The organism is Gluconobacter sphaericus NBRC 12467, assembly GCF_006539125.1.
GTDB lineage: Bacteria > Pseudomonadota > Alphaproteobacteria > Acetobacterales > Acetobacteraceae > Gluconobacter > Gluconobacter sphaericus.
Window position 1 is genome coordinate 35,768 of the sequence record NZ_BJMK01000002.1, and the last position, 19,422, is coordinate 55,189.

The 19,422-nt window shown below is 60.6% G+C and carries 17 protein-coding genes; 8 read left to right on the forward strand and 9 right to left on the reverse strand.

Annotated elements, in window-relative coordinates; all coding sequences use genetic code 11:
* Positions 1-237: 237 nt before the first annotated feature.
* The gene (gene pstS / locus GSP01_RS02245) at positions 238-1,266 is read left to right on the forward strand and encodes a phosphate ABC transporter substrate-binding protein PstS (RefSeq protein ID WP_141350257.1); all 1,029 of its coding nucleotides are present in this window, start codon (positions 238-240) and stop codon (positions 1,264-1,266) included.
* A 188-nt stretch (positions 1,267-1,454) separates the two neighbouring features.
* Positions 1,455-2,660 carry a multidrug effflux MFS transporter gene (locus GSP01_RS02250; RefSeq protein ID WP_228123751.1) on the forward strand — a complete coding sequence of 402 codons (1,206 nt, stop codon included), beginning with the start codon at positions 1,455-1,457 and terminating at the stop codon, positions 2,658-2,660.
* A 78-nt stretch (positions 2,661-2,738) separates the two neighbouring features.
* Here the strand turns inward: GSP01_RS02250 and GSP01_RS14675 are convergent, their stop codons facing one another.
* Together GSP01_RS14675 and GSP01_RS02255 are read right to left on the reverse strand one after the other, a co-directional pair.
* The gene (locus GSP01_RS14675; RefSeq protein WP_153429664.1) at positions 2,739-2,876 is read right to left on the reverse strand and encodes a hypothetical protein; all 138 of its coding nucleotides are present in this window, start codon (positions 2,874-2,876) and stop codon (positions 2,739-2,741) included.
* A 282-nt stretch (positions 2,877-3,158) separates the two neighbouring features.
* Positions 3,159-3,656, reverse strand: coding sequence for a DUF2721 domain-containing protein (locus GSP01_RS02255; RefSeq protein ID WP_141350260.1), 498 nt, complete (start codon positions 3,654-3,656; stop codon positions 3,159-3,161).
* 173 nt (positions 3,657-3,829) lie between these two features.
* Here GSP01_RS02255 and GSP01_RS02260 point away from each other — a divergent pair, with 173 nt between their 5' ends.
* Complete coding sequence (locus GSP01_RS02260; RefSeq protein WP_228123752.1) at positions 3,830-4,636, forward strand: creatininase family protein; 807 nt, start codon at positions 3,830-3,832, stop codon at positions 4,634-4,636.
* A complete protein-coding gene (locus tag GSP01_RS02265; RefSeq protein WP_141350264.1) occupies positions 4,633-5,871 on the forward strand; it encodes a YncE family protein in 1,239 nt (412 codons plus the stop codon). Before GSP01_RS02260 ends, GSP01_RS02265 begins: the two co-directional genes overlap by 4 nt.
* 189 nt (positions 5,872-6,060) lie before the next feature.
* Here GSP01_RS02265 and GSP01_RS02270 read toward each other — a convergent pair whose 3' ends face one another.
* The 4 genes from GSP01_RS02270 to GSP01_RS02285 form a co-directional block, all read right to left on the reverse strand.
* Complete coding sequence (locus GSP01_RS02270; RefSeq protein ID WP_141350266.1) at positions 6,061-6,294, reverse strand: hypothetical protein; 234 nt, start codon at positions 6,292-6,294, stop codon at positions 6,061-6,063.
* Between the two features lie 13 nt (positions 6,295-6,307).
* Positions 6,308-6,619 carry a hypothetical protein gene (locus GSP01_RS02275; protein ID WP_141350268.1) on the reverse strand — a complete coding sequence of 104 codons (312 nt, stop codon included), beginning with the start codon at positions 6,617-6,619 and terminating at the stop codon, positions 6,308-6,310.
* A 225-nt stretch (positions 6,620-6,844) separates the two neighbouring features.
* On the reverse strand, positions 6,845-9,343 hold the full coding sequence (locus GSP01_RS02280) for a mechanosensitive ion channel family protein (RefSeq protein WP_141350271.1): 2,499 nt from the start codon (positions 9,341-9,343) through the stop codon (positions 6,845-6,847).
* Positions 9,344-9,481: 138 nt separating this feature from the next.
* A complete protein-coding gene (locus tag GSP01_RS02285; RefSeq protein ID WP_141350273.1) occupies positions 9,482-9,871 on the reverse strand; it encodes a winged helix-turn-helix transcriptional regulator in 390 nt (129 codons plus the stop codon).
* A gap of 109 nt (positions 9,872-9,980) precedes the next feature.
* Between GSP01_RS02285 and GSP01_RS02290 the strand changes: the two genes are divergently transcribed.
* The 3 genes from GSP01_RS02290 to GSP01_RS02300 all read left to right on the forward strand — a co-directional run bounded on the left by GSP01_RS02290 (position 9,981) and on the right by GSP01_RS02300 (position 13,712).
* Positions 9,981-11,078 carry an SDR family oxidoreductase gene (locus GSP01_RS02290; RefSeq protein WP_141350275.1) on the forward strand — a complete coding sequence of 366 codons (1,098 nt, stop codon included), beginning with the start codon at positions 9,981-9,983 and terminating at the stop codon, positions 11,076-11,078.
* A gap of 126 nt (positions 11,079-11,204) precedes the next feature.
* Positions 11,205-13,289, forward strand: a complete 2,085-nt coding sequence (locus tag GSP01_RS02295) for a protein-disulfide reductase DsbD family protein (RefSeq protein ID WP_141350277.1) — start codon at positions 11,205-11,207, stop codon at positions 13,287-13,289.
* A gap of 36 nt (positions 13,290-13,325) precedes the next feature.
* Positions 13,326-13,712, forward strand: coding sequence for a hypothetical protein (locus GSP01_RS02300; protein ID WP_141350280.1), 387 nt, complete (start codon positions 13,326-13,328; stop codon positions 13,710-13,712).
* 5 nt (positions 13,713-13,717) lie between these two features.
* On the opposite strand, the gene GSP01_RS02305 is transcribed toward GSP01_RS02300, so the two are convergent.
* The 3 genes from GSP01_RS02305 to GSP01_RS02315 all read right to left on the reverse strand — a co-directional run bounded on the left by GSP01_RS02305 (position 13,718) and on the right by GSP01_RS02315 (position 17,786).
* Positions 13,718-14,248, reverse strand: a complete 531-nt coding sequence (locus GSP01_RS02305; protein ID WP_141350282.1) for a cupin domain-containing protein — start codon at positions 14,246-14,248, stop codon at positions 13,718-13,720.
* A gap of 113 nt (positions 14,249-14,361) precedes the next feature.
* The gene (locus tag GSP01_RS02310; RefSeq protein ID WP_141350284.1) at positions 14,362-16,689 is read right to left on the reverse strand and encodes a TonB-dependent receptor; all 2,328 of its coding nucleotides are present in this window, start codon (positions 16,687-16,689) and stop codon (positions 14,362-14,364) included.
* 173 nt (positions 16,690-16,862) lie between these two features.
* Positions 16,863-17,786 (reverse strand): LysR family transcriptional regulator, encoded by a 924-nt coding sequence (locus GSP01_RS02315; RefSeq protein WP_141350286.1) that lies wholly within the window; start codon positions 17,784-17,786, stop codon positions 16,863-16,865.
* A 174-nt stretch (positions 17,787-17,960) separates the two neighbouring features.
* On the opposite strand from GSP01_RS02315, the gene GSP01_RS02320 reads away from it, so the two are divergent.
* Positions 17,961-19,421 carry a SidA/IucD/PvdA family monooxygenase gene (locus GSP01_RS02320; RefSeq protein WP_141350288.1) on the forward strand — a complete coding sequence of 487 codons (1,461 nt, stop codon included), beginning with the start codon at positions 17,961-17,963 and terminating at the stop codon, positions 19,419-19,421.
* Position 19,422 lies beyond the last annotated feature (1 nt).

Genomic DNA, 19,422 nt, shown 5'->3' on the forward strand with positions numbered 1-19,422 from the left:
TGACAGTTTGATGACACAAAAGGCGAAAAGCCCCGGAAAACAGGGAGTTCCGTTTTTCGCATTTCAGTTTTGTTGCGCAAGGGGCGGCCGTAGGAACCTTACGAAGGGAGGGGTGTGACATTTCGGCACTTGGGGGCGTGCGGAGGTTGTCATGAAACTATCATGGAGGTCCCACTGTTTCTGTATCCGCGCCGGCGTTACTAAGGGGCAGTTTTCACGCCCCACTAAGGGATTCCCATGATCAAGAGCAGAGCTCCGCTATTCGGTCTTCTCGTCGCCACGGCCCTTGGCGCTGTTGCCATGACCCCGTTCGTGTCGTCGGCGCAGGCTGCGGACATCACGGGCGCAGGATCCAGCTTCGCCGCACCGATCTATGGTGCGTGGGGCACGGCGGCCAAGAGCCAGGCCGGTATCTCCGTGAATTACCAGAGTGTGGGCTCCAGCGCTGGCCAGGATCAGGTGATCGCCCGTACCGTCGATTTCGGCGCGTCCGACAAGCCGATGAGCGGTGAGCGTCTGTCCAAGGAAAAGCTGTACCAGTTCCCGACCGTCATGAGCGGCATTGTGGTTGTGGCGAACGTGCCGGGTCTGGCCCCGGGTCAGCTCCGTCTTGATGGCCCGACGCTGGCTGCGCTGTATGACGGCGAAATCACGACCTGGGATGACGACCGTATCAAGGCCCTGAACCCGGGGCTGAAGCTGCCGGACACGGATGTCGCGCCGATCCACCGTGCTGATGGTTCGGGCACGAGCTACGTCTTCACGTCCTATTTGTCGCAGGTTTCCCCGACCTGGAAGCAGAAGCTCGGGGCCGGCACGTCCATCGCATGGCCGGGTGGTGCGGGTGCGCGTGGTAATGACGGCATTGCCGCCATGGTGCGTCAGACCGAGGGTGGCATCGGCTACGTTGAGTATGCCTATGCCGCGCAGAACCACCTGAACATCGCCAAGATGAAGAATCACAGCGGTGCTTTCGTTGCTCCGACGCTGGCCAGCTTCACCGAAGCCGCCAAAGCCGCTGATTGGGTTCACGCGGATCACTATGCCGTGAACCTGCTGGACACGGATGGTGCGTCCTCCTGGCCGATCGTGACGGCAACGTTCGTTCTGGTGCCGGTTGATGCGGCCCAGAAAGAGGCCGGCAAGGCTGTTCGTGATTTCTTCGCTTGGGGGTTCCAGCACGGTGACGCGGATAATGCCCGCCTCGACTATGTCGGTCTGCCGCAGACAGTGAAGACGGACATTCTGGCTAACTGGCCGAAGTAAGGTCTGCGCTCATGTCCGGAATGAGGCGTGGCGCCTGAATTCGGGGCTGGTCAGTCCGGACAAAAAGGCGTTGAGTATGGAAACGGGCTTCTCCAGCAGGGGGAGCCCGTTTTCGGTTTTCTGCTCTGTCCAGTCATGGTGCCTGCGTGTCCGTTACGTCGCTGTCCAAAGAGACCTCTCCCTCGGGGATGAATGCCCTCACCCGTGTGCTGATCGGTCTGATCTTTATTCTTGGGCCCGTTTCGACAGACATGTATCTTCCAGCCTTTCCGGAACTGGAGCACGATCTGGGGCACGGGGCAGGATCGGCGCAGCTGACACTGACTGCGTGGCTGGCGGGGCTGGCGATCGGACAGTTCACCCTGGGGCCACTCTGTGACCGCTATGGGCGCAAGCTACCGCTTCTGTACGGGTTGGTAGTGTATGCCCTCGCTTCGGTCGGGCTGGCCCTGACGACCAGTTTCCATATGTTCTGTGTGCTGCGTTTCGTGGCGGCTTTGGGAGGGGCGATCAGTTCGGTGGCGCCGCGGGCGATGGTGCGTGATGTGGCAACCGGAGCGGCGGGTGTGAAGCTCATGTCGCAGCTTATGCTGATTTTCGGGCTGGGGCCGCTACTGGCGCCCTCGATCGGCAGTTTCCTGCTGGATCTGGGGAGCTGGCGGCTGATTTTCTGGGCGAATGTTGTCTTTGGTGTCGTGATGTTCCTCTGCACGCTGTTCCTGCTGCCGGAAACGCTACCGAGGGAGCGGCGTTTTGCTCTGCCGGTCAGCGGCATGGTGGCGCGTTACCGGGACCTGTCGCGGGAGCCGCTGTTTTGCTCTGCGGTGATGGTCGTGAGCTTTGGGACGTTCACGATGTTTGCTTACCTGTCCAACGCCCCGGCGCTGTTCGAGAACATTCTGCATTTCTCGCCGCATCTGTTTGCCATTTTCTTTGGGCTGAACGGGGTCGGCTTCATTCTGGGATCGCAGATCAATGCGCGGCTGGCCAACCGGTTCCTGTTCACGCGGGTGATGGAAATCGGGATGCTGTCGGTGCTGGTGTTCTGCGTTCTGGCCGTGGTGGTGTGTATGAGTGGGCTGGCAGGGCCAAAAGATCCATGGATCCTGTGCGCGCTGATCTGGTGCACGACATTTTCACTGGGCTTCATCGGGCCGAACGCGGGCATTTTGGCCCTGACGCATCACGGGCATCAGGCGGGCGCGGCTTCGGCGTTGATGGGAACGATGAACTGGACAATCGCCGGTCTGGCGGGAGTCATGATGTCGTGTCTGCCGACGCACTGGGTTGGGTCGACATCGATCGGCATGCTGGTCGGGATCAGCTGTTGCTGGCTGTGCGATCTGTGGCGCCGCCGGCTGGATCCGGAATCCTATCTCTCTGTCCGACACTGAGCGCAGTCTGTGTCAGCCGGGAGAAGGAAAAGCGGGACGCCCGGCACTAAGGCCGGGCCAGTCCCGAGATAACTGGAATCAGCTCTCGGAAACGCGGTCGGAAGCAACCGTAGCAATCATCAGCGCGCCGATCATCGGAACGAAGGCAACCATCGAGAACTGTGCGAGCAGGCTGGTGGGAAGGCCGATCAGGTGGATCAGGGTCATGGAAGTCATCTGGAAAATCTCCGTGTGGTTCTGTTTGCCGTTTTGCGGCGTGCAGCGGGAGAAACTCCAGAATCGGGGGCTGAAGCAACAAATACAGATGCGGGGTCAGCCCTGCATTCCGTGCATAAATGTCTTTTAAACTTTTGCCATCTTTGCAGCAGCGCCGTTTTTGTTCCAGTCGGTCGATTATTTCGCTTTTGTTAAAGTAAAACGGGAGAGGCTTACAGATCAGGATTTCTTGCGGGAAAGAGTACTGTTCTGGGTTGTTTTTGAAATAAAATTGCGCGAAGGCTATTCCGCGTCGAGGCTCAGATCGGCGTCGCGACGCAGCCCGTGCCAGCTCAGCAGGGTGTCGGCGAGAAAGAACATTAGCGATCCGACGGTGCATGCCAGAGCTATGCCAAAAAGTGCGAGCAGCCATGCTGACGTCGAGGCGTCCCGGATCGAGCCGACAAACAGCGCCATGGCTGCGCCGCAGGTCGAGGCGCCGCCAATGGCGTTTAGGAGAATCGCGACATCCAGCACAAAGACGCGGCGGTGCAGGCGGGTCTGCTGATTGCGGAGGCGCTCAGGAGTGTTGAGCGGATCTGCCGGTGTATCATCTGTAGCGGGTGTGCTGAGCTTTTTGCGAACGTCTTCCAGGTGGTCGGCGACGCGGGTGAGGCGTGTGTTGAAGACGTTGATGAGCGTGCCGATCCCGGACAGCATGAAGACGGGCGTAAGCGCGACTTGAATGAGGTGTGCGGCGCTGTCGACGGGATCGGGATCGTAGGAAATTGGGAAAGCCATAGTGTCTTATACTGCATGATCTGGTTGCGGAAAGACGCAAGATCCGGAAAAGGCGCCTCTGGCAAAAGGGGGGACAGATGGAGTAGGGAAAGACAACCATTACAAGAGATCTCCCGGCCCTGATGCTGTTTCTCCGTCGCCTGCCCTGTCGTGTTGCGTTGTTATGCGTAGGGATGGGGTTGTCTGTCCCGGCGGCCCAGGCGCAGGACGTGCTGGAAGTGCCGCCGCATTGCAGCGGTCTGGCGCTTCAGGCCGAATTCGCCTGCCGGAGCTGGACTGAGGTGGCGCAGGATGTGAGGGCGGGGACGGATACAGTCATTATCCCCGTGGGCGGGACCGAGCAGAGCGGCCCTTACATGGCGGTCGGCAAGCATAATGTGCGGGCGCAGGTGCTGGCGGATGCGATTGCGGTTCAGGCCGGGCACACGCTGGTGGCGCCTGTTGTGGCCTATGTGCCGGAGGGCTCGACGAGTCCGCGCACGTCTCACATGAAGTTTCCTGGCACGATTTCCGTGCCACCGGCCATATTCGAGGGGCTGCTCAAAGGCGCTGCTGAGAGTTTTCGCGTTCAGGGTTTCCGGCGAATTGTGCTGCTGGGCGATCATGGCGGATACCAGTCTTTCATGGGGCAGGTGGCGCAGGAGTTGAACCGGGCCTGGAAGGGGCAGGCCGCCGTGCTTTATGTGCGTGATTATTATGAAGTCGTTCCCCACCAGTATGCTGATGCCCTGCGCGCGCAGGGCCATGCGGCTGAAGTGGGGCTTCATGCGGAGCTGAGCGATACGTCGCTGATGCTGGCGGTTGATCCGTCGCTTGTGCGTCAGGATGCATTGCGCGCAGCTCCGAAACCGGGTGTGGCTGAGGGCGTCTATGGTGGCGATCCACGGCGTGCATCGGCTGGGCTCGGCCGGATCGGCACGGAGATGCAGATCCGGACCGCGGTTGCGGCAATCCAGTCTTTCCAAAGGAGCCATCCATGACATTTAAGACTCCGCTTCTGGTGGCGACAACGCTGCTGGGAGCCACCCTGGGAACTGCCGTAGCCCATGCGCAGGAATACTCTCCGAGCGCGCCGATGGTGCCGGTCCCTGCCGATGCCTCCGCGCCTGTTGCGGCATCAGCGCCGGTTGCTGCGTCCGGTATCCAGACAATCCCGGGCATGCCGCCGGTCATTGATCCGAAGAATATCTATAGTGAGACGACACCGTCCCATATATCGCCTGCGATCGCCCATGATCCGGCCCGTGTTTATGTGCCGAACCTGCGCGGGGACAGCGTTTCCGTCATTGATCCGGCGTCTTTTCAGGTCGTGGACACGTTCCCGGTCGGACATTCGCCGCAGCATGTTGTGCCGTCCTGGGATTTGCGGACGCTGTGGGTGACGAATAACAGCGAAGGCCGTCCGGACGGGTCGCTCACGCCGATCAATCCGGCGACGGCCAAGCCGGGCCCGTCCATTGCCGTTGATGATCCGTACAACATGTATTTCACGCCGGACGGGAAATACGCGATCACGGTGGCCGAGGCTCACAAGCGTCTGGACTTCCGCGATCCGCATACGATGGAGCTGAAGGGCTCGGTCGAAACGCCGGAATGCAAGGGTGTCAATCACGCCGATTTCTCCATTGACGGCAAGTACGCGATCTTCACCTGCGAGTTCGGCGGTTATGTCGCCAAGGTCGATACGGTGAACCTGAAGATGATCGGGATGCTGAAGCTGTCCAAGGGCGGGATGCCGCAGGACATTCTGACGGCGCCGGATGGTCACAAGTTCTATGTCGCGGACATGATGGCGGACGGCGTGTTCGTTGTGGACGGCGACTCTTTCAAGGAAACCGGCTTCATCCCGACGGGTATCGGTACGCATGGCCTGTATCCGAGCCGCGATGGCAAGGTGATGTATGTCGCAAATCGTGGATCACATCGCATTCATGGTCCGAAGCACGGGCCGGGCGGGGTGTCGATTGTCGATTTTGCGACGGACAAGGTCGTCAAAACCTGGATGATCCCAGGTGGCGGTAGCCCGGACATGGGCAATGTCAGTGCGGACGGCAAACTGCTGTGGTTGTCAGGACGGTTTGATGACGTGGTCTATGCGATCGACACTGATACGGGGGCGATGCGCAAGATCCCGGTCGGTGCGGAGCCGCATGGCCTGACGGTATGGCCGCAGCCGGGACGTTATAGCGTCGGCCATACAGGCATCTTGCGATAAGGTCCGAGGAATTGAGGGATCGAAAGAGGGAGGCAGATATTTCTGTCTCCCTTTTTTATTGGCTGTGGCTCTACAAGGAGTTGGGTCGGCAGACGTCGAGGGTCTGTATGGCGACTTTTCCGAATTCCTGATGGCGTGCTTGCCACCGGAGATGCGGCTGTCTGAACAGCTGCTCTGGTGTTGGGCGCTTTATGGCTTGTTGGCGCTGGAAGATTTTCTAGAAAAAAGGCGATCAATCGCGGGGCCGATAAAATAGCCGATGATCCCGGTGATCAGGACGGAGGGCCAGGCCCATCCGGCATAATCCTTGAAGAAATCCTGATTTTCCAGATAGGTCATGACAGCGATGTCGATCAGGACGAGGGTCCATAATGTCGTGGACAGGAAAGGCTGGAGCCATGCGTGGCGGATTGTACGGGTCATGTGCCTCTCCTGATTACGAGATCGAGACGTGGAAGACGAAGATCATCCCACAGATGAACGCCCCAAGCAGAGGAAGCCAGCAGGTATGCAGGTGGTTGTGGTCGTCCATGTAGGAATAGGCGAGTGCTAACGCGACATAGACATGCGCGAACACCAGCCCGAGGACCATGCCGATGAACCGCTTTTTCAGGACCTGTTCTTCCTGACGGTTCTTTTCGGCCAGGACGGTCGGGTTTGGGCGCTCCGTCGGAGTTTCGGCGGAAGGGGCCACGGTCGTCTTCTGGGTGGGGTCGGACGATTCCGATGAGACCAGGGCAAGAGACATCGCTGGATTCCTTGGCATGATCCTCGCCGATCGGCGGGCGATGCGGGGCCACGGAGAGAGCGGGCCGGGAAATCGTCTGCGGGGAACCGGGAGGGGGGTTCTCGATAATGTGGGGGCAGAATGAGCCTCTCTGCACACCAATGCAAGACTTTATTTAATTGATTAACAATTATGTGGAAGCGTACCGGAAAGTGAAACCGGCCCCTGAACGGGGCCGGTCTGAAATCACCCCGGGGTGCTGCCGTCAGGCTTGCCGTTATCCTGCGCGGTTTCCGGTGCAGGCTTCCGGGCTGGTGGCTTCGGTGGGGTGGGGGCGTCGTTAGCTGGGGCGGGCAGGGCCACGTCTGCGGTAATGCGCATGGCATTGCCCGGCGGTGTCGTGAAGTAGGACGTGCCGGTGTAGAACTTGACGTTCTCCGCGGCGAGCAGGTTGGTGATGCGGCGGTAGAACTCGCGCTTGACCTTCCATTTCATCATCGGAGTCGTGCGGAAGCTGCCAAGGAGCGTGGCGCCCCCGCTGTCGCTGTTGTCCACGCCCAGGTCGTTGTAATCCGACAGGATCATGGGACCAAAGACCGGGTCGTCGCGCATTTCCTTTAGCGTTTTCGCCATGATGGCCGTCACGCGGGGCAGATTCTCGGAAAGATCAAGCTGCTGTTTGACGATGACCTGATTGTAGCCGCGCGCCGTGTTGGCGATCGAGGAGACGGAGGAGAACGGGATGATGTGAAGGTCGCCGTTGATGTCGCGGACTTTCACTGTGCGGATCGAGAGGTTTTCCACCGTTCCCGAGACGCCGCCGGTCGTCACCCAGTCACCGACCTGAATGGCATCTTCGACGAGCATGAAGAAGCCCGTGATGAAGTCCTTGACGAGGCTCTGCGAACCGAAGGCGATGGCGGCACCCATGATGCCTGCGCCGGTGAGCAACGGGGTGACGTTGATGCCGATCTGCGAGAGTGTCGTGACCGCGACGATGATGATGATGATGGCTAGAAGGACGGTGCGGATGATGGGTAGGACTGTGCGCAGGCGGGTTGCGCGCGACATCTGGTCCGACTTCTCGAAGCGGGTGAGCTGCTGGCTGAGGAAGGCGTTGAAGATTTCCCAGATCGCAACGGCCACACTGAGGGCGACCAGCATCGTTATGATGGCGTCGAGCAGATGGCGGCCGACGGCGTTGTATATGAAGAAGCCGAAAGTGGGCAGGCCCCACGTCTCGGTCATGGCGACCAATGTCAGGAACAGGATGGTGCCGGTCAGGATCTTGCGGGCGAAGGGATAGTAACGGTCGGCGCGTTTCTGAAGATCGGGGAAGCGATCGGTCAGGGCCGGGTTGATGCGGAAAAGGCGGTCCTGAAGCCCGTAGGCCAGTACAGCCACCAGACGGGAGGCGACGAGGATGCCGATGGTGATGCCGGTGGTGTCGAGGATCCAGCGATAGCCACCGGGCAGATGCGCGGCCCAGACGATCCAGAGGGAAGCATCCAGGAACATGGCCGGGACCCACCACAGCCGTGTGACGGCGACGATGAAGGTCCACATTGCGGTGTCGGGAACGGCGCGGGGCTGAAGTGCGCGGCTGACGAGGTGCCGGATGCGCCAGATGAAGATGGCGATCAGGATGTGTTCGATCAGGATTACGCCGCGGATCATGGCGCCCGTGCCGCGTGGCGAGAGATTGAACTGGCTGCCCAGCGTGGACAGGCAGAAGACGATGGCGGGTGCTGCGACCAGCACGTTCCACCAGCGGGTCAGTAGAAAGGCCGTTGCATCTGTTGCGGGCAGCAGGCGGATGGTGGGGGAACGGGGGGCGAAGCCTGTTTCGACAAACAGATACAGGCAGCGGGCGGCAGCGTAGCAGTTGGCGAGCGTCGTGATGACGTTATCCGTTTTCTCGCTCCAGGGCAGTACCAGAACTGCGAGATAGGCAATGGCCAGAAAGGCCAGAACCGGAATGGCCTTCAGTGCGAAATGCCCCAGTGCGTAAGGGACGCGGGAGAGGAAGCGCAGGGTCTCGACCTGTCGCCGCTGGTCTGCGGCGCGGGTCTGGCTGGAACCGTCAACGATGGGCTCCTGCGGGGTGTTTTCCTCGGTTTCGAGCGCGTGGCGCTGCTCACGGTTTTCGGCGTTCTGTGTGAGCTGGAGAAGAGGTTTGTGCAGGCTGAGCGCAACAATGCGTTCTAGCACTAGACCGCAGACCATGATTACGAGGCCTCCAGCGAAGGCATGGAGAATCGTGGTGCGGGTGTCGGGGGAGGCGAGTGTCGTACGCGCCCAGTGGCCGACGATGCCGAGATTGCTGAACAGACCGAGGAAGTTATGCAGATAGCCCAGCGCCTGAAGGCGGATGCTGCTCAGGCCGGTATGGATATCGGGTGGGACTTCGGCGACGGTCTTGGCGGGGGCCGCTTTGGCAGGTGTGGTTTTTGTGGCGGGTGCGGCCGCAGTATCGGGGGTCGCCGCGGGGGTTTCAACCTGAAGGCCGCGGGCCATCAGGGAGAGGGTGTGGGTGAAGGCGTCTCGTTCCTTCGGGTTGTTCAGGACGTTGAGGAGCTGCTGTGCTTCCTGCTGGTTTAGAGGGGCGGTTGGGGTGGTGTCGGCCGCCTGGGCCGGGAACAGCGTCAGGATGCCGAGGAGCAGGAAGAGGAAGATGCCGGGGACGGCGCGTCCAGTTCGTGTGTGGGACGATGGAGACTGATCGGGACGGGGTATCGACGGCATCGGTCTGATGAGTCCTTGCAAATTACGCGGTCGGTCGCGCGGTCTGTCGTCCGCACAGGGTGGTCCGCCTGGGGCGGTCTGGTGCTGTAAACATGGCACAGGGCGGCGGCTCTGTCCTACCCTCATCATGCGGGTAGCCTATTCGGATGTGGAGGGTTCGTGCTGTGCGAGCCGGTCGAGGGCGTCGGCGTTACGGATGGCCCAGTGATAGAGAAGTTCGACGGGCTCCACGAAGGTCTGTCCGAGTTCCGTTAGGCTGTAATCGACATGGGGGGGCATAATCTGCCGGACGTTGCGACGGATGAGGCCCTGCGCTTCAAGATCACGAAGAGTCTGGGTCATCATTTTTTTCGATAGATCGGGGATGCTGCGCTGGAGCTTTCCGGGGCGTGCCGTACCGCCCAGAAGATGTAGTGTGTGCAGAATCATGGTGGTCCATTTGCCGCTGAAAAGCCTCAGAATTCGGCGCGGCGCACAATCTTCGGCGAAGGGTGCCTGACGGTAGTGATCGGGCAGTGGCGGGGTCATGGAGTGGGCACCTTCTGGTCACCAGGGCACGAAAAGGTGCCGTCTGGCGGAAATGCGGATGGTCTTCCAGATGTGGAACAGACCCTGTTTTCTGCAAAGGAAAAATCCCATGACATCTTCTGTTCCTGCCTCTGCCGGAACTTCGGCCCGGATTGCGTTGGTCGTCGGGGCGACCGGTATTGTTGGCCAGAACATTGCGGCGCGTCTCGTGGCCGAAGGCTGGACCGTGCATGGTCTTGCGCGGAGGCCGCGTCATGATATGGCGGGCGTGCTGCCGGTTGAGGCCGATCTGCTGGATCTGCCGACGCTGACGCATGCGCTGCGGGATCTGCGGCCGAGCCATGTGTTTTTCTGCTCCTGGCTGCGTCAGGAGACGGAGGAAGAAAACTGCCGCGTGAATTCCGCGATGATCCGCAATGTGTTCGCTGCTCTGCCGGAGCCGGGGCTTTTGGTTCATGCGGCGCTGACGACGGGCATGAAGCATTATCTTGGTCCGTTCGAGTCCTATGCGTCCGGCGAGCCGCCGGTGACGCCGTTTCGCGAAGACGCGCCCCGGCTGGACCTGTTGAATTTTTATTATGATCAGGAAGACGCGCTTTATGAAGCCGCTGCCCAGCACGGGTTTTCGTGGAGTGTGCATCGTCCGCATACGGTGATCGGCTATGCGGTTGGTAATGCGATGAACATGGGCAGCACGTTGGCGGTCTATGCGACGATCTGCCGCGAGACCGGGCGGCCTTTCGTCTTTCCGGGATCTCCCGTGCAGTGGAATGCCCTGACGGATCTGACCGATGCGCGGCAACTGGCGCGGCAGCTTTTCTGGGCTTCGACCGAGGCCGGGGGACGGAATCAGGCGTTCAATATCGTGAACGGGGATGTGTTTCGCTGGAAATGGCTCTGGCCGCGTCTGGCGGAATGGTTCGGAATCGAGGCTGCGCCGTATCCCGGCCATGCGACGTCCCTTGAAGAGACGCTGGCGGGGGATGCGGAACTCTGGGAACGGATTGCCACGAAATACGGGCTTGCGGAAAGCCGAATCGAACGGCTGGCTTCGGCCTGGCATACGGATGCTGATCTGGGTCGGCCGGTCGAATGTGTGACGGATATCAGCAAAAGCCGCCTCGCGGGGTTTACGGGATATCAGTACACGCCGGACTCTTTCACCGATCTGTTTACGCGCCTGCGGGCTGAGAAGCTGATCCCGTAATATGGGGTTTGCAGGGCCTTGCGGTTTCACGACCGGAAGAGTCCTGCTTTTCGTTTCAGTCAGTGATATGATGAAGGCTGTCTTCTGAAAACGTGGAATGAGCCTGTCTTGCATCGAATGTTCAGCATGTCGGCCCTGCTCCTGGCAGGGGTTCTGGGTCTGGGTTCCGTCTCTGCACGGGCGGCCGAAAGTGCGCCTGTTGCGTCCGCGAACGATACCGCGACGCTTGTCACGGATCGCGATGCGGTCGGGCCGGACCAGCATCTGCGTGTTGGGCTGCGGCTTCAGCTCAAGCCAGGCTGGCATACCTACTGGATCAATCCGGGCGATGCCGGGGACACGCCAACGCTGGATGTGACGGCTGAGGGCGGTGCGACGGGCAAGGGGGGGGCGATCCACTGGCCAGTGCCGGTGCGGATCAGTGAGGGCGGCCTTATGTCCTACGCTTATATTAACGAAGTGACGCTGCCGGAGGATCTGGTTCTCAAGGGCTCCAGCGGGACGACACTTCACGCTCATGCGGAATGGCTTGCTTGTGCGCAGGTCTGTATTCCTGAAAGTGGTGATTTCACGCTGACGCTTCCGGCTTCCACGGCCGATGTGTCGGAAGGCGGGGCGCAGGCGAGCCTGTTCCGCAAAGCGGAAGCTGCCATGCCGGTGGCGTCGCCGTTTCCGGCCAGCGTGTCGGGCGGCGGCGTGTTGACCCTTTCGGGCAAGGGGCTGTCTGCGGCGTCCGTGTCGCAGGCATGGTTCCTGCCGCAGGATGGGGGTGTGATTGATCAGGTGGCGGAACAGCCGCTGCATGTCTCTGACGGCCAGTTGACGCTCGGACTGAAGTTTCTGAAATCAGCGCATCGGGACAAGCCGTTGCTGGGCGTGGTCGTGCTCAAGGATGCGGCGGGGCAGGAAAGCCCGTTGCAGATTGAGGCGCGTCCGGTCGGGGGAGCGGCTTCGGCCCCGGGGCAGGCCCCTGGTCAGGAGGTGCCGACGGGCGCGGGCTGGCTGCGGGTTCTGTTGTTTGCTTTTGTGGGCGGTCTGATCCTGAACCTGATGCCGTGTGTGTTCCCGGTTCTCGCGATGAAGGCGCTGTCTCTGGCGAAGATGGGCGGTGCCGGACGGGGGGCACAGCTTCAGAGCGCGCTGTTTTACACGCTGGGCGTGACGGGAGCGTTCGCGGCGCTAGGCATTGTCATGATCGGGCTGCGTCTGGCCGGGTCTGCGGCAGGCTGGGGCTTTCAGTTCCAGTCGCCGGGATTTGTGGTCGGCGTGTGCTGGCTGCTGTTCCTGATGGGGCTGAACCTGCTTGGTGTGTTTGAAGTCAGCGCCGGGCGTCTGGGTCAGGTGCAGACGGGCGGCGGTCGGAGCGGGGACATGATGACGGGCCTGCTGGCGGTTATTGTGGCGACGCCCTGCACGGCGCCGTTCATGGGCGTTGCCATTGCCGGGGCTCTGGGTGGGCCGCCGGTGATGGGGGTTCTGGTGTTCCTGTCGATGGGGCTTGGGCTGGCATTTCCGTATATTCTCGTGGCCGGTGTTCCGGGTGTGGCATCGCGGATGCCGAAGCCGGGGGCCTGGATGGGTATTCTCAAGCAGGTTCTGGCGTTTCCGCTGTTTGCGACCTGTGTATGGCTGCTCTGGGTTGCGGCAATCCAGCGGGGCGTGACGTTTGTGGCACTGACGGCCGGGGGCGTTGTATTTCTGGGGTTTGCGGGCTGGATTTACGGTGTTGGGCAGCGTCGGTCCATGCTGGAGGGCGGCCGTGGGACGGTAGCGTTCTGCCGGATCGTGGCTGTGCTGTGTGTTGTGGTTTGTGGGGCCGCGCTGGCGCAGGGGCTGCGGGCCGCGCCTGCTCCTGTGGTTACGGGCGCTTCGGGGGCCGGGATCGAGCCGTTCTCGGAGGCGCGTCTGGCCGAGCTTCGGGAGCAGGGCAAGCCGGTGTTCATCGACATGACGGCGTCATGGTGCATTACCTGCATGGTTAATGAGCGTGTGGCGCTGGATGTGCCGTCCGTTCAGCAGGCGTTCCGGGACCGAAAGATCGTGTTTCTCAAGGGGGATTGGACGAACCGCAATGCGGCGATCGGTGCGTTCCTCAAGGCGCATGGGCGCGATGGTGTGCCGTTCTATATCTATTATGCGCCGCATCAGGATGGCGTTGTGCTGCCGCAGATCCTGACGCCGGGCATCGTGCTTTCGACGATCGGAAAATGATGTCAGGGCAATGAGACAGGCTCGGGAGGAATGGTCATGAAAGCATGGGTGTTTCTTCCGGGACTGTTTCTGACTGCGCTGATGCCTGTCCTTGGTGTGGCGCAGATTCCTCCGACAAATCCGTTCAATGCCGTGAAGATCCTGCCCGGAAACCCGTTCGGGACGCAGGGCGCGGGAGGTTCGGGGACGGGCGAAGAAATTCGCGTTATGGGACATCGCCGGGCGCCACCGGTTTTTTTCGCCTCCCCGATCGTGACGCGCTATTTTGAAGACGGCCATACTGAGAGCCGGGTTACCCTTTGGAAGGGTATGACGGCTCATCTGAAATTTGGACGGGATCTGGATCATGATCCCGTCACAGGCACCAATACGTCGCGGTTTGGCGAGGCCTATGGAATGTCCTCGCCGTTGTTGCCGCGATAGGGGGGTCAGCGGCCCGTGTTGCGCGGATCGTCTTGCGGATTGACGTAGGCCATGCTGAACGGCCCCATTCCTGAAACCTGAAGCACGGCCCCTTGGCGTCCTGCCTTAATGGCGTGGGGCACGTTGACCGGCAGATGGACGAAGCCGCCCGGTCCAAGCGTGCGCTGCTGCGTCGCGTCGATGTTCTGTCCCACGAAATGCTGGATATTGCCGCTGATGACAGTCAGCATTTCATCCAGATTATGGGTGTGGGGCGGGATGAATGATCCGGCGGGCATCATGACGCGCAGGGTGAATGGGCCTGGCTTGCTGGTGTCGCCGGTCAGGACGGCCATTTTTGTTCCATGCGGGAACATGACAGGAGCGGGTTGCCATTTCACTGCATCGGAGCTCGGAATGATGGTGACGGCGGACTGGTCTGGTGCGGTTTCCGTCGGAACCGGGGCGCTGTGCGCGAGCGGTGTCACAATGAGCGTTGTGCAGAGTAGCAGGGTTGAGCTGGCGAAATGCTTTTTTGAAATATTGCCGGGGGGCATGGGGGTCTTCTCCGTTTCTTAAAGGCGTATGCGTGCCGTCTTGCGGCAACGCACTGGAGGAGAGGCGGTTTGGAATGCAGGGACAGGAACCGGTGTCTTCCTGTCCCGTAGGATCAGAAGGCGGTGGAGACCGTTCCGGTCATGGTGAAGCGCGGGGCGACCATGAAGGAGTTTCCGTAGCCGGTATAGGACGCCATGTTGCCGCTGTAGACCGTGCTCGGGTCCTTGGCGCTGTAAACCGCGCCCATGGCGCCGGTGCGAACGACGGAGCCTGTGAGGTTCGTGAAGTTCAGGCGGAATGTTGGGGACTGCGCGAACATGAACGGCTTGAAGTGATAGCCCATCGAGAGCGTGTCGGTGACGTAGCCCGGAATGCGCTGGTCGCCGGCGATGCTGACGGATTGCGGGCCGGTATAGTGGACCGAACCATTCGCGAAGAAGCCCTTATAGGTGTACGTCAGGCCGAAATTCGCAATGACATGCGGGGCCATGACGGCCTGCGTGCCTTTGGAGTGCAGCATCGTGTTCAGATACGGATCGAAGACGTTGCTGTCCTGGGTGGCGTGAAGGTATTCGACCGAAGCGTACGGGCTGAAGCCATGGATGGGGCGTGCCGCGACCATCACGTCAAATCCGCGCATTTGCTGGCTGCCAATATTGAACGGCTTGTAGCTGTTCATGCCCACATACTGGTCCACGATGCGGTTCGTGACGTTGTAGTTGAAGAAGGCGACGTCCGCGATGATATGGTCGTCGTGGTAGCGGTAGCCGAGTTCTTCCTTGATGGAATACTGGTTTTTGGGGATCGCAACACTGGTATACAGCCAGCCGAGATCGACAGCGCTGGGCTGACGGTAGTCGCCTTCGACGTTCAGGTAGATCTGGCTGTTGTTATTGATGCGATAGCCGATTGAAAGCTGCGGCAGCGGTGCGGTGCGGTTGGCTTCCTGACGGCCGTAATAGTCCTTGTTCCAGATGTTTGTCATGACGAATTTGAAGCCGGCGTCCACCGTCAGGTGGTCGTTGAAATATTTGGCGGTGTCATGCACGAATAGTGAGTGGATTTCGTAACCGGCCGTCTGTTTGTCGCCAGCTGAAACTTGGTACGCGGCCCAGTTGGGGCTTGGTGCGTTGCCGTCCGCCATCTGGTAGCTGGTGGGGTAGGACTGGATCGTCTGGGTGTTTTCATACCAGTAGCCGACCGAGAACGTGTTGTGACGGTCGATCTCCCAGTTGAGTTTCGCAACCGTTCCGACCGAGCGGTATTCGTTCTGCAGGAAGTAGCTGGTCAGACCGCGTGTGGCGCCGCTTGAATCGGTTGTGGTGCCATCAGGCGACGCGTCCCAGCCTTGTCCGAAGCTGAAATAGGGATGGATATCGAGCGACAGGCGCGAAGGTAGCGCGATATGGACCGGAGCCGAGATGAAGATCTGGTTCCAGTGATCGTTGTTGTTGCCCCAATAGTTGTTGCTCTTACGATCATCCGTTCGGCCATAGCCCTGACCGGTGTGTTTGTAGCGGAAGAACTGGTCAGAGGTGGGGTAGTTGTCGATGATGAAATCGGCCGAATTCCAGGACAGGAAGAACTTGGCGTTGGAGCCGTTCTTCCAGTCTTTCTGCAGGCCGAAATCGATATGTTTGCGCTGGTTGATGCCAGCGCCCATCCACGACCGGGCATGCGTGTTGGAGAACGAGAAATAGCCGCGGACGCCGCTATGTCCGATCTCGCCGGATTCGAGGCGGATGAACTCGCGCGACAGGTTGTTGGTGCCATAGGAGAAGTCGATCAGGCCGCCGCGTTTCTGCGACGGGGTGCGGGTTTCCTCGGCCATGACGCCCCCGGCTGCCGACATGACGGGAAGGTCCGTTGCGGAGGAACCTGGCGTGACGCTGACGCTCTCGAGGTTCTCGGAATCGACGTTTTCGCTCAGATATTTGGCAGCGGCCGCCGGGGCACCGTCCACCATCAGTCCCATATCCAGATCGGTCAGGCCGCGGGACTGGATCTGTCCTCCCTCCATGCCTGACGAATCCGGTGTCGTAACATTGAGGCTGGGCAGGTTCTGGATCAGATCAAGCGCCGTGCTGGTCGGCGCGCGCATGTTGATGAATTCCTTAGTGACGGTCTGCACGGCGTGTGGCGCGGTTTCGACGCGCATCATGCCGCCACCACCGTTCAGGGCGCGGCGCGAGGACGTGACGGAGACTGTTTCGGCAGCGGAGGCATTGAGTGCATGCGGACGCGGTGCGGCTGCGGGCCGGGCTTGGGGTGCGGTGTTGCGGGCCGTGCTGCGGACGGGAGCATGATGACGCGAAATGGGGTGCTTCGTGGTCTGTGCGGCGCGTGCGTCCGTGCCGAATGCAACAAGGGCGCTGCCGGCAAGGCAGGTTACTGCAAGAAGCTGGCGTCGATAGTCCGGTGACCAACGATTGTCTTTCATGCTGCCGGGCTCCTGTCGAAATAAAAGGTTCACTTTGAAAACGGTATTTATTCGACATTTGGATGTAAAACGGACGTCCTATCCGCACCAAAGATAAAATGTAGGGCAAGCCATTGCCGTTTTTAGGGTGGTGCAAAAATGTTACAGTCTGTGTGTCCCAATAGACGTAGGGCTCAGGGAGCGGGCTGGGACTGGTTCAGGGGGGACAGGAACTCTTTTTCTAGTTCGGAAATCACCAGCCGTGCAGCGCCTGAAAGCTGGCGAGAATGGTCCACGCACAGGGCAAGTGTCAGTGGAGGGAGATCGTGGTTGGAAATCGGGATGAAAGCCAGCTCCCCGCGCGTAACTTCTTCCATGACGTCGAGCGCACTGAGGATTCCGAGGCCGACGCCTTCGCGGACCAGAGACTTGATCATCTGGATATTGTCGGAGGATGCGGCGGCGTGAATGTCGAGATTGCTGTCGATCTGAAGAATTTCGATCTGGCGGTGCAGGGCGAGCGGGGGCTCGGGCATGATCATGGGATAATTCATCGCCAGACTGAAACGGGCGTTTTTGCGTTCGGCGACGGGATGCTTCGGTTGGCAGACGAAACCGAGCGGAAAGTCCTTGTGCGCGCGGACCAGAAGACCGCGGGCATGGGTCGGGTTCAGCAGCAGAGCGAGATCGACCGAACCGCCAATCAGGGTGTCCTGGATGCGGCTGTTGTCAAGGACATGGGTGCAGATGGTAATGCCGGGATGGGTCGTGCGCATGGCGCGGAGCAGGCGGGGTAGGAAGCCGCGGGTCAGGGCGTCAGGGACCGCGATATCCACCTGTCCCCGACGCAGGCCGCGCATGTCTTCGATCTGGACGCACATATTGGTCAGGTCCCGCGACCACTGTTTGCCGTGCGCATAAAGCAGTTCGCCGGTTGCCGTAAGGCGCAGGCCGGTGGGCAGACGCTCGAACAGCGGTGTGCCGAGGGATTCCTCGCCCTGAAGGATCTGCCGGTCGATGGCGGAGGCGGCGATGCGCAGATGTTCGGAGGCGCGACGGATGGAACCGTGCTGGGCGACGGCGAGGAAGTAGCGCAGGAAGCGTGAGAAGACAGGCATGGAAGAACTGCTCTCTTTTTGCGAACGGGAGGAGCGTTTTTATGGAGTATACGACCTTGAGGCGGTGTGAAACTATCCCGGCCGACAGGTAGCCTGTCGCTTTTGTTGCGGAAAGACACTCCGGCACCCACTGGAGACTGCCCTGTCCGTGCCGGTTTTTTGAGGTTTGACCACATGACATCCACTGTTTCTCTCGTCGATGCTCCGGCTATGGAAGCTTTGGCTGCACTTTCGGGGCGCGTGCGGGAGGATCTGGCGAAAATTCGTTATGCGACGGGTAACTGGAGCCTGACGCAGGACCGGGACGGGGAGTCGGTTCTGGATGTGGCGATCATCGGTGCGGGGCAGGGGGGCATTACGTCGTGCTTCGGTCTGCGGCGGCAGGGTGTGACCAATGTGCAGGTCTTTGAAAAAGCGGCGAAAGGTGGCGAAGGCCCGTGGGTGACGTTTGCGCGCATGATCACGCTGCGCACGCCCCGGCACGTCACGGGGCCGGATCTGGGCATTCCCAGCCTTACGCCGCAATCCTGGTTCGAGGCGCGGTATGGGGCGAAGGCCTGGGAAGATCTGGACAAGATTTCCCGCCATGACTGGCAGGCTTATCTGGACTGGGTGCGGCAGACGCTCGACATCCCGGTCGTGAACGATCAGGAGCTTGCGCATGTCGGCTGGGACGAGGGGCTGCTGCGGCTGACATTCCGCAATGCGGCCGGTCAGGAAACGGTGCGTCTGGCGCGGCGGATGGTGCTGGCGACGGGTATCGACGGCGGCGGGACATGGCATGTGCCGTCCTTTATTTCCAAGACGCTGCCGAAATCCGTTTATGCCCATACGCATGAAGACATTGATTTCGACGCGCTGAAGGGCAAGCGGATCGGTGTTCTGGGGGCCGGGGCTTCCGCGTTCGATAATGCGGCGACGGCGCTGGAAAAGGGCGCGGGGCGCGTGGATCTGTGCCTGCGTCGGGCGAAAATCCCCGCTATCAATCCGTATCGTTGGATGGAAAATGCGGGCTTTCTCGCGCATTTCTCGGAACTGCCGGACCTGACGCGCTGGCGTTTCATGCGGCAGATTTACAGCCTGAACCAGCCGCCGCCGCAGGACACGTTCTGGCGCTGCCGCCGTCATGAGAACTTCGCTTTCCATCCTGGAACGCCCTGGACGGCAACGCGGATGGACGGCGACGAGATCGTGGTGACGACGCCGCAGGGCGAGATGCGCTTCGATTTCCTGATTATCGGGACGGGGTTCACGATTGATCTTTCACAGCGTCCGGAAACGCGGGATTTTGCCTCTTCGGTGATGCTGTGGCGTGATCATTTCACGCCGCCTGCCGGGGAAGACAGTGCGCTTCTGGGGAGCCATCCTTATTTGGGGGCGCGGTTCCAGTTCCTGCCGAAAGACGCGTCCGATCCCAAGGCGCCGATGCTGGCGGCGATCTACAATTTCACGTTCGGCGCCATGCCGAGCATGGGGCTTTCGGGGGCGTCCATCAGCGGGATGCGCTTTGGCGTGGAGAAGCTGGCGCGGGGTATTGCGCGGGATCTGTTTGTCGAGGACGGCGACAGGCATCTGGCGAGCCTTCTGGCCTATGACACGGAAGAACTCATCAGTCTCGATCCGCCGGTGCTTTGAG